The 8993-nt window shown below is 40.7% G+C and carries 8 protein-coding genes, 1 tRNA gene and 1 pseudogene; 8 read left to right on the top strand and 2 right to left on the bottom strand.

The window, feature by feature from the left end; translation table 11 throughout:
• Positions 1 to 192: 192 nt before the first annotated feature.
• A pseudogene (locus NH153_RS05625) lies at positions 193 to 2568 on the top strand (exonuclease domain-containing protein).
• Between the two features lie 8 nt (positions 2569 to 2576).
• Positions 2577 to 3197, top strand: a complete 621-nt coding sequence (locus NH153_RS05620; protein WP_058584966.1) for a hypothetical protein — start codon at positions 2577 to 2579, stop codon at positions 3195 to 3197.
• Positions 3198 to 3477: 280 nt separating this feature from the next.
• On the opposite strand, the gene NH153_RS05615 is transcribed toward NH153_RS05620, so the two are convergent.
• Positions 3478 to 3553 (bottom strand) — tRNA-Ala (locus tag NH153_RS05615).
• A gap of 166 nt (positions 3554 to 3719) precedes the next feature.
• Between NH153_RS05615 and NH153_RS05610 the strand changes: the two genes are divergently transcribed.
• Positions 3720 to 4106 carry a putative periplasmic lipoprotein gene (locus NH153_RS05610; protein WP_063701886.1) on the top strand — a complete coding sequence of 129 codons (387 nt, stop codon included), beginning with the start codon at positions 3720 to 3722 and terminating at the stop codon, positions 4104 to 4106.
• Positions 4107 to 4607 carry a prolyl-tRNA synthetase associated domain-containing protein gene (locus NH153_RS05605; protein ID WP_063701883.1) on the top strand — a complete coding sequence of 167 codons (501 nt, stop codon included), beginning with the start codon at positions 4107 to 4109 and terminating at the stop codon, positions 4605 to 4607.
• Here NH153_RS05605 and NH153_RS05600 read toward each other — a convergent pair.
• Positions 4574 to 5710 carry an MFS transporter gene (locus NH153_RS05600; RefSeq protein WP_063701881.1) on the bottom strand — a complete coding sequence of 379 codons (1137 nt, stop codon included), beginning with the start codon at positions 5708 to 5710 and terminating at the stop codon, positions 4574 to 4576. The genes NH153_RS05605 and NH153_RS05600 overlap by 34 nt on opposite strands.
• Before the next feature lie 232 nt (positions 5711 to 5942).
• Here NH153_RS05600 and NH153_RS05595 point away from each other — a divergent pair, with 232 nt between their 5' ends.
• From NH153_RS05595 to NH153_RS05580, 4 genes are all read left to right on the top strand, one after another.
• Positions 5943 to 6482 (top strand): DUF2058 domain-containing protein, encoded by a 540-nt coding sequence (locus NH153_RS05595; RefSeq protein WP_063701878.1) that lies wholly within the window; start codon positions 5943 to 5945, stop codon positions 6480 to 6482.
• A gap of 103 nt (positions 6483 to 6585) precedes the next feature.
• Positions 6586 to 6909, top strand: a complete 324-nt coding sequence (locus NH153_RS05590) for a c-type cytochrome (protein WP_063701876.1) — start codon at positions 6586 to 6588, stop codon at positions 6907 to 6909.
• Between the two features lie 128 nt (positions 6910 to 7037).
• Positions 7038 to 7805, top strand: coding sequence for a class II aldolase/adducin family protein (locus NH153_RS05585; protein ID WP_063701874.1), 768 nt, complete (start codon positions 7038 to 7040; stop codon positions 7803 to 7805).
• Positions 7806 to 7814: 9 nt separating this feature from the next.
• The gene (locus tag NH153_RS05580; protein ID WP_054552450.1) at positions 7815 to 8990 is read left to right on the top strand and encodes a mandelate racemase/muconate lactonizing enzyme family protein; all 1176 of its coding nucleotides are present in this window, start codon (positions 7815 to 7817) and stop codon (positions 8988 to 8990) included.
• The last annotated feature ends 3 nt before the right edge of the window (positions 8991 to 8993 follow it).

Genomic DNA, 8993 nt, shown 5'->3' with positions numbered 1-8993 from the left:
TGGGCTGATACTTTATTAGGGATCTACATATGTAGATCCCTTTTTATTTATGTACATAAAATCATAGGGTTAACATTAAAACTTACGCAAAAAAAACATTCGCGAGCAGATGTATTTTCTATATATTCAATAGCTTAAGTAGTTAATTGAAATTTTTCTAATTATTACTAGAATTGATCGCTAGGGGGATCAATGGACAGAGTAGTAATAATAGATACAGAGACAACTGGCTTGTCTCCACGCAAGGGCAAGCATCGCATTGTTAACCTTGCTGCCGTAGAAATAATTGATGGCGATATCACAGGCAGCATCTTCCACTACTTCTAAAACCCTGAAGGTAAGAAGAGTACGTCGGAAGCCCACGCGGTACACCAAATTGAAGATTCATTTTTGCTTGATAAGCCAACGTTCTGCCAAATAGCTGAAGAATTTCTAGAGTTCATAGATGGTGCACGACTTTCCTTTTACAATTCAGAATTTGATGTTGATTTCCTGCAATCAGAAATTGATCGATGTGGACTAGATATTGTCTTCAATAGAGATTACGACGTATCTTGCTTGATGAGGGATTTTGCCAATAGGGAAAACTATGGGAAATGGGTCAAATTAGATAATGCTTGCATACGTTATGGTATAGACATTACTGAAAGAAAATCACACGGTGCCGCAATAGATGCCTTTATTACAGCGGAGCTGTACCTGAAGTTTCATTATTCGAGTGACAAACCACTTGCGAAGACACCGCATCAAAATGAACGTGTCGAGCCTACAGCCTTTCCAATCCCAAGAGCCTACAAAGATCCTATCACTGGTAAAGCTATTCAGCTTAACTACTGTAAGAACCCAAACTGCCGAAACTATGGTGTAGCCGCACTTAATCCCAAACGCAAAGCTGATGGCTCTATAATGCGAGGGTTAGGTAATGATTATAGGTTTACTAAAACAAAGATAGGTCGCGTGTTAACTTGCATCATCTGCGGCACAAGTACAAAACTGATAAACAACAAAGCTTTCGTTGAAGAGTCAAATAGGCAAAAGCAAATATTTTCCAATAAAGAGATTTGTTGCCCTGATAAGAAACTTGAAACATCACGACGACGAACTAGGCCATGTCGAAATGCGGTGGTAAATTGGTTAGATAAGCCTAAGCGTTACACCTTAAGAGGCACAGTACCGTCAACAGTAGAGTCATTGAAGTATCGAGAAGCCCAAAGGATTGAATGCAATGCCTGTCACAATCCTTTCAACGTACCGTTGAACGCTGAGTATGGTCAAAAGAGAGCTGATATCAATGGAATATTGTTCAGAATGCTTATTAACAAAGGTATCGTCAACAGAATGGAAGAAATTTTGGATGTGCCTATCACTTTAATTTACCACCGTATCGAGTTTTTCTTTAACCAGTGTGTTGAGTTTGACCGTTGGCACATACAGAACAACATTCAGGCTTTAAAAGGCAAAACCCTAGAAGTTAGTATGGACAGGCAGCACTACCTGTCTAACTGGAGTGATAAGAAGGACAGTCGCCCTACGAAACTGGTAAATACTTCAACGGTAGACAATAAAACTCGATTTGTATTTGCTAGTACAGTTAACTTCGACACCACCTCAGACTGGGAAGTAATTAAAAGAGACATTAGCAGATGTAGTGATCTTAAGAAGCCTGAACACAAGAGAAGGTATGGTCAGTACGTTCTATCCAATCAAGAAGTCGAAACTGATGACGTTGATGATACCCTGCCTCTGAAAGCACCAAATAAAAATTTACTAGTGCAACAAACTTATTCTCTCATGGCACACCTTGAAGTGATAAAACAGTACGTAAATGAGGCGCGTTACACTCGTTTATTCGCAGATGCCGACGAAGGCTTTGAACTTGGTATTGGGTTAGTGATGAAAGAACAGATTGCGGCCAGCAAACTCTACCCTGTGCTTGTAAAAGCAGAAAGGAACAATGCCAGCCAAATGCAAGACAAGCGTGCCTGGTCAGAACAAGTTCTTCTTAAGCATGGGATTACTATGAGCGACATAAAGAGGGCCAAAGTTGATAGAGAAAAACTAGCTCAAATATCGCAACAATATTGGGCTGCCGAGATGCACAAACGTACTATTGAATCAGGATCGGCTAAATCAGAGTGGTTAGTTCATCCATTTCCTAAATCTAGACATTCTGTTCAAGTAAAACCATTAGTAGGCTTTCATGGCGCTATATCTGTTAGCCAAACGCTATCTGAGAATTTGTTAGATGTATCTACATATGGAGTTGATAACTACTTTCAAATGATACGCCGCCGAATCAATATGTTCGAGCGACCAATAACATCAGCCACAAACAGTAAACGATGGAATGGCTACGCTTCATACAACCCTAAATGGGCGGTTATGATTATTGAGATATTGAGGGTCTACAACAACTACGTATTGACCGACGAAAAGTCACTTAAAAACAAAGGACTGTATCAGGAAGCAACAACACCAGCTCAAAAGCTTGGCATTACAGATAAGAAATATACAATAGAAGATATTCTAGACTTTACAGTCGCGAGCAAAATTAAAAACTTACAATAAGGAAGTCAATGATTAAAGGAATAGAGAACAGAGCTAAGCTAGCTGTCGGGGTGTCGGCATTCGCTATATTAATAATGGCATTTCAATGGTCAATCATTGATTGGATAACTCCTTTCTTGATGATGCCGTTGATGCTTGTGGTATTTATTGTCTTTTTAACGGGACTCGGTTTTAGCATTTCATGTCTTTTTAAGTTCAAAGAAATTAGGTGGTTGGCAACAATTCCCTTAGCAGTCCAATTGGTTGCCCTTGCTGTACTAGAGTTTGTTCCGTTTACGAAGCTCTGGATAAATGCAGATTTCCACTTATATGAATCTCAACGTCAAGAAGTCGTCGCAAGGGTTTACTCTGGCGAGCTTGTCTCTAATGTACAACATAATTCATCGTTAATAGCACTAGGCTCTGAGTATTCAAAAATATCAATGGGCGGAAATGAGATTGTGGTTCAAGATATCGACGGTTCGAAATACGTTTTCTTCTACACCTTTAGAGGGATATTGGACAACTATTCTGGTTTTTTATATGTCCCTGACGGCGGCGACCCAAGGAGCTATGCGGATTTAGATGAAGAAGATGTAACTCAAATAATAAAATACGCAGACAATTGGTACTACACCTCACACCATTAATTACAGTAGACCTACTAACCTATTGTTTTTAATGAGGATATACCTGCTCTCGAATGTAATTTTCGACATATCTTGATGGCTAAGCATTTGATTTCACGTTGAAATAAAAAAGGGATCTGAGTATTCAGATCCCTAATAAAGTATTAGCCCAGGCTTTGCTCGGTTTTTTTGTGTCTGTTATAAAACGAAGACGACAGAAAGACAAATAAAATTGCTTTAACTTAGAATGTATTGGTTTTTATTAAAGATTCGGCAGATTGCCTAAAGAAGAGTAGGAAGGTGGTGGAGCTAAGCAGGATCGAACTGCTGACCTCCTGCGTGCAAGGCAGGCGCTCTCCCAGCTGAGCTATAGCCCCACATTCCTAAAATACAGGATGCTTAAGTCTTGCGTCTCAAGCGGGGTGAACTTTAAATATTTTTGCATTTTTGGTCAAGTATTTTTTTTAAAATGATCGAATTTTTACTCTGTTGTTGTATTTTTGATAGACTAGTGCGCATACACTGTACAAGGCTTATCCAATAATGAAAAAAATAGCATGGCTTTTGGTTGCTTTACTTGCCGGTTGCGCAAGCCAAGAAGAGGCCCCTCCGTTTGAAATTAACAATAAGCAGTTTTACGAAAAAAATGACGACCAAGGCAATAAAATTTTTGCCTATGTGGTGTCAGTAAAAGCCCAAGGTCGTCGCCCAATAAACCTTGATAAGCCTATGACACGTAGCCAATTTAAAGATTTTGCCGAACAAGAAGTCTTTGAAGAATCAAGCAACTTAAAGCTCATGCTTGAGGATCAAGCGGTGGAATTATTAAACGAAGAACTTAAAGAACGACAATACTGTGACGAGAAGCACGTCATTGATGAAGTATTATGGCGTGATTTAAGTGTGCAATTACGAGGACGTTGTTTGTAAATGTATGCAGATAAAAGCAAGTTAGCTGCTACGCTAGCTCAATTAGATATTAATTATGATGTGATTGAGCATCCACCATTACACGGTAGCTTAGATGCCGATAAATTTATGCTCGATAGACCGGGCACTCGATTAAAAAACTTGTTTCTACGAGATAACGAAGGCAAGCGCCACTTTTTAGTGATCACTGCTCACGACAAGCAGCTTGATTTAAAGGCTATTGCTCAACAGCAAGGCTTATCTCGATTAGGGTTTGCATCCGATGAGCGATTAGCGCGCTATCTAAAAGTGCCACCGGGCTGTGTTTCTATGTTGGCACTTTTAAACGATAAGCAAAATAATGTCACCCTTTGGCTAGACCAAGAAATTTGGTTTAACGAGCTTTTTCATTGTCACCCTTTTGAAAATACCGCGACATGGCTGATGAAAAAAGATGATTTAGAACGCTTTTTTGAAAGTACCGGGCATCAACCGCGTATCGTATTTCTACCAGCCAAATAAACTAAGCTTAAACCCACTAAGCAGACTAAAAGTAGCACGGTCATAAAGGCAACTTGGCCGTGTTGCTGATATACCAGCCCAGGCAATAACGAGCCCAGTGCGCCACCGCTATAATAAAACGATACATAGCCTCCATTCGTCACACTTGCTGGTGCGCTGCTGATTTTATTTACCAGAGGGGCGGCACTTGAGTGGATCACAAACATTGCACCGCAAAAGCCAGTAAAAGCGACCACAAATAGCAGTAACTGTTGGCTCATTAATAACACCATTGTTAGGCTATAGAATACAAATACCCAAGTTAGCAAACGCCAAGGCGTTGATGACTTACGTAACAGCCACGGTGTGGCTATGGATGCCAGCGCACCTAATAAATAGCCACTGTAAACCAGTCCGATATCTCGGGTATTAGTGATAGCAAAGCTGTCTTGCAAAATGAAAGGTAAATAATTTAACAGTGCTGCAAAGCAAAAAAACATACAAAATACTGCCCCGTAGAGCTTTAATACGAGTGGATCTTTTAATTGCTTTAGATACAACAGCGGCGATTTTGCAGCGTGAATGCTTGCGCTTTTGCTTGATTTGGGAATGGCGATTGCAAACAGTACTAACCCTAGCGCAATCACATAATAAAAACTTTGCCAGCTTAAAAAGTCTGTAAACAAGGCGGCAAGCATGCGTCCGAAGTAGCCACCGACTATGGTACTGCCAATGTAAAGAGTCATATTACGTTGTAATTGGTCGGCCTGATAAGTCACACCTATATAACTGGTCATAGCGGTGAGCGCCGCGGGAAGGGTGATCCCTTGGATAAAGCGAACCAGCAATAGCAGCTCAAAGCTTGGTGCAAAGGTAAAAGCAACGCAGCTTATGGCCAACACGAGCATGGCAAATTTTAAAATTGTAAGTGGATTTCGCTTAGCTAAGAACAAGCCGTAAACTAAAGGAGCAATGGCCAGTGGCAGCATCGTCGCGGTCATTAAGCTACCTGCAGTGGCTGGCGATACAGAAAAATGGCTGGCGAATAATCCAAGTAAGGGTTGTGGGGCGTATAAAACAAAGAAAATAAATACAGAGCAAAGTAACAAATGTCGCAGCTGCATTTTTAGCTCCCTAGAGGAAAAGCCCTAGCTTATCGGGTACAGGTTTTTTTACAAGTTCAAAGGCGACTAAAATTATAAATCTTGCGTTAAATCAAAGTGTCATGATTTCATCGCATGTTAATCTCACTGCAATATACTCGATTGCTGTGAATCAAGTGGGCTCAGTACTGTTATTTGTTGGCAGAGCTGATTAAAATAACCCTAATACGCATTATTAAATTGGAATTTCGTCATGGGTTCATTACAAGATCAATTACTTAAAGCTGGCCTTACTACGGCACACAAAGCTAAAGTAGCCAAAACAGAAAAGCGCAAACAGCAAAAGAAGAAAAAGAAAGGCGCCACCAGTAATCCGAGCGATTTACAAAAACATATTGAGCAAACTAAGCTTGAGCAGCAGAAAAAAGCCGATGAGCTTAATAAAGCGCGTTTAGAAGAGCAAAAACAACGTGAGCAAGTTGCCCGCGTTAAGCAAATTTTAGAGCATCACAATCAAGATGAAATTCGTGGTGACCGAACATTTAACTTCACTTATCAAAATAAAGTGAAAGAGCTAGAAGTAAACGAAAAAACACAAAAGGCCCTTGCTGGTGGCCGTTTGGCAATTTGTGTTTTAGAAGGCCAATTTTTTGTACTGGAAGACGAGCCAGCACGAAAAGTCGCTGAGGTCAGCGAAGATTATATAGTGTTCCATGTTGAGCCTGAAGATAAGCAGAAGGATGAAGATGATCCGTATGCTGATTTTGAAGTACCTGATGATTTAATTTGGTAATACCTGTTTCGATTGCCGTTACAATTTTCGGGTGCAATATTGTTAAATCATGGTCTACACTAAAGAAAATGTTTAATAACCCGTCAATAAAGAGAAGATACAAATGAGCAAGATCACGAAAATTTTATGTGGGGCTGGCATTGCAATGGCTGCAAGCTTATCTTTCAATTCGATGGCAGCGGATGGCCAAGCTCTTTACACAGCTAAGCTTTGCCAAACTTGTCACGGTCCAGAAGGTAAAGCGCCTATCATGGCTCAGTACCCAAAATTAAATGGTCAAAATAAAGAGTACTTACTAGCGCAAATGAAAGACATCAAATCAGGTGCGCGTAGTAACGGTATGACTGCTGCGATGAAAGCGATGGTTGCAAACGTATCTGAAGAAGAAATGGCTGCAATTGCTGATTACTTATCGCAAGTAAAATAAGCATACATAAAGCGAAAAAGGCCACATCAATTGATGTGGCCTTTTTGTATCATCTATTGATCATCCATTAATAGTAATTTAGACTTCTATACATCTATTTGTGCTGTGTCACATTTACAAGGTTTCCCATGTTTGACTTACCAAAACTCGATTTAAAAAATAAAGTATCTGAACAAGAATGGCAGCTTCGTGTTGATTTAGCTGCCTGTTACCGTTTGGTGGAGCACTTTCGATGGGGTGATTTAATTTACACTCATCTGTCGGCACGTTTACCGGGCACAGATCAGTATTTGGTTAATGCGTTTGGTTTAAGTTTTGATGAAGTGACAGCATCAAACCTTGTTAAGGTCGATTTAGCAGGTAACATTCTTGATGACACGCCATTTAAAATTAACCCGGCTGGTTTCACTATTCACAGCGCGATTCATGAAGTTCGTGATGACGCTCATTGTGTTATTCATTTACACACAAAAGAAACCATTGCCGTTGCAACGCAAGAAAAAGGCCTATTACCACTGAGTCAATACTCAATGTTTTCATTGCCATCACTGTCTTATCACGGCTACGAAGGGTTAGCGGTAAACAGTGATGAGAAAAAGCGCCTGCAAGATGATTTAGGCACCACCAATCACATGTTATTGGTTAACCACGGTGGCTTAACCGTTGGCCCAACAGTGGGAGATGCCTTTATGCGCTTTTACGATTTGCAGCGCGCCTGTGAAATTCAATTGGCTATTCAAGCCAGTGGTCAAACGGCAATTCCGGTACCACAACCAATTATCGATAATATTTATAATCAAGCGAATGTCGTGCATAGCGGCAGCACGGGTGGTCAACTAGCTTGGCCAGCAATGTTGCGTAAAGCTTATCGTCTTGATCCTAGTTTTGCTCAGTAAGGAGTAACCATGAAAGTTAATCGCGTCGAAGTGTTCGATATTCATTGTCCAGACAGACCTGCTTGGACACCTGTTTTTGTGCGTATTCATACTGATGAAGGTATTAGCGGTGTGGGTGAGGCAGGCCTTGCTTATGATTTAGGTCACAGTGCAGCAGCGGCAATGATCAAAGAAATGGCTGATGCCTTTTTAATTGGTCATGACCCATTCCAAACAGAAAAACTGTGGTCTCGAATGCTACGCGAAAGCTTTTGGGGTTTAGGTGGTGGTCCGGTTGTCTATGCAGCAATGAGCGCCATTGATACTGCGCTTTGGGATATTAAAGGTAAAGCATTAGGCTTACCTGTTTACCAGCTATTAGGTGGTAAAGTTAACGATAAGCTACGTACTTATGCATCACAATTACAGTTTGACTGGGACAGCGAATTTAAAGCGCTTGTTCACCCAGAAGAATATGCAGAAGCAGCACTTAAGGCGATGGCTGAAGGGTATGATGCGGTAAAAGTTGACCCTATTCAGTACGATAAAAACGGCAATACTTATTATGATCGCACTAACATTATTTCTCGTGCAGAAATGAAGTTATATCGTGCGCGCATGCAAGCTATTCGTGAAGCCGTCGGTGACGAAGTTGATATTATTTTTGAATGTCACAGCTTACCAGGCGCGACATCAGCAATTCAAATTGGTGAAATTGCTGAAGAGTTCGATTGTATGTATTACGAAGAGCCAGTGAACTACTTAAATCATTCATTACACGCAAAAGTTGCCGACAAAGTTGCCGTGCCAATTGCAGGTGGTGAACGTTTGTATAATCGCTGGGGTGTGCGTCCATATCTAGAAGATCAAAGTATTGATGTACTTCAGCCAGACTTAGGTCTATGTGGTGGTTTCACAGAAACTAAAAAAGTGTGTGATTATGCTGATATCTTCGATGTGCGTATTCAAGCTCACGTGTGTGGCGGCCCAGTTGCAACCGCAGCTTCGTTGCACTTAGAAACCGCAATTCCTAACTTCTTAATTCACGAACATCACACCTATGCGATTAAGAAATGGAACCGTGAATTGTGTATTCAAGATCCACAACCTAAAAATGGTTTCTTCCAAGTATCAGAAGAGCCAGGTATCGGTATTGAATTAAATGATGAAGTTGTTATGCGTTCTCAACGTGTTGAGATTAAGTAACAC

The sequence above is a fragment of the Pseudoalteromonas gelatinilytica genome (assembly GCF_001641615.1).
GTDB lineage: Bacteria > Pseudomonadota > Gammaproteobacteria > Enterobacterales > Alteromonadaceae > Pseudoalteromonas > Pseudoalteromonas gelatinilytica.
This window is presented reverse-complemented; position numbering and strand designations above follow the sequence as displayed.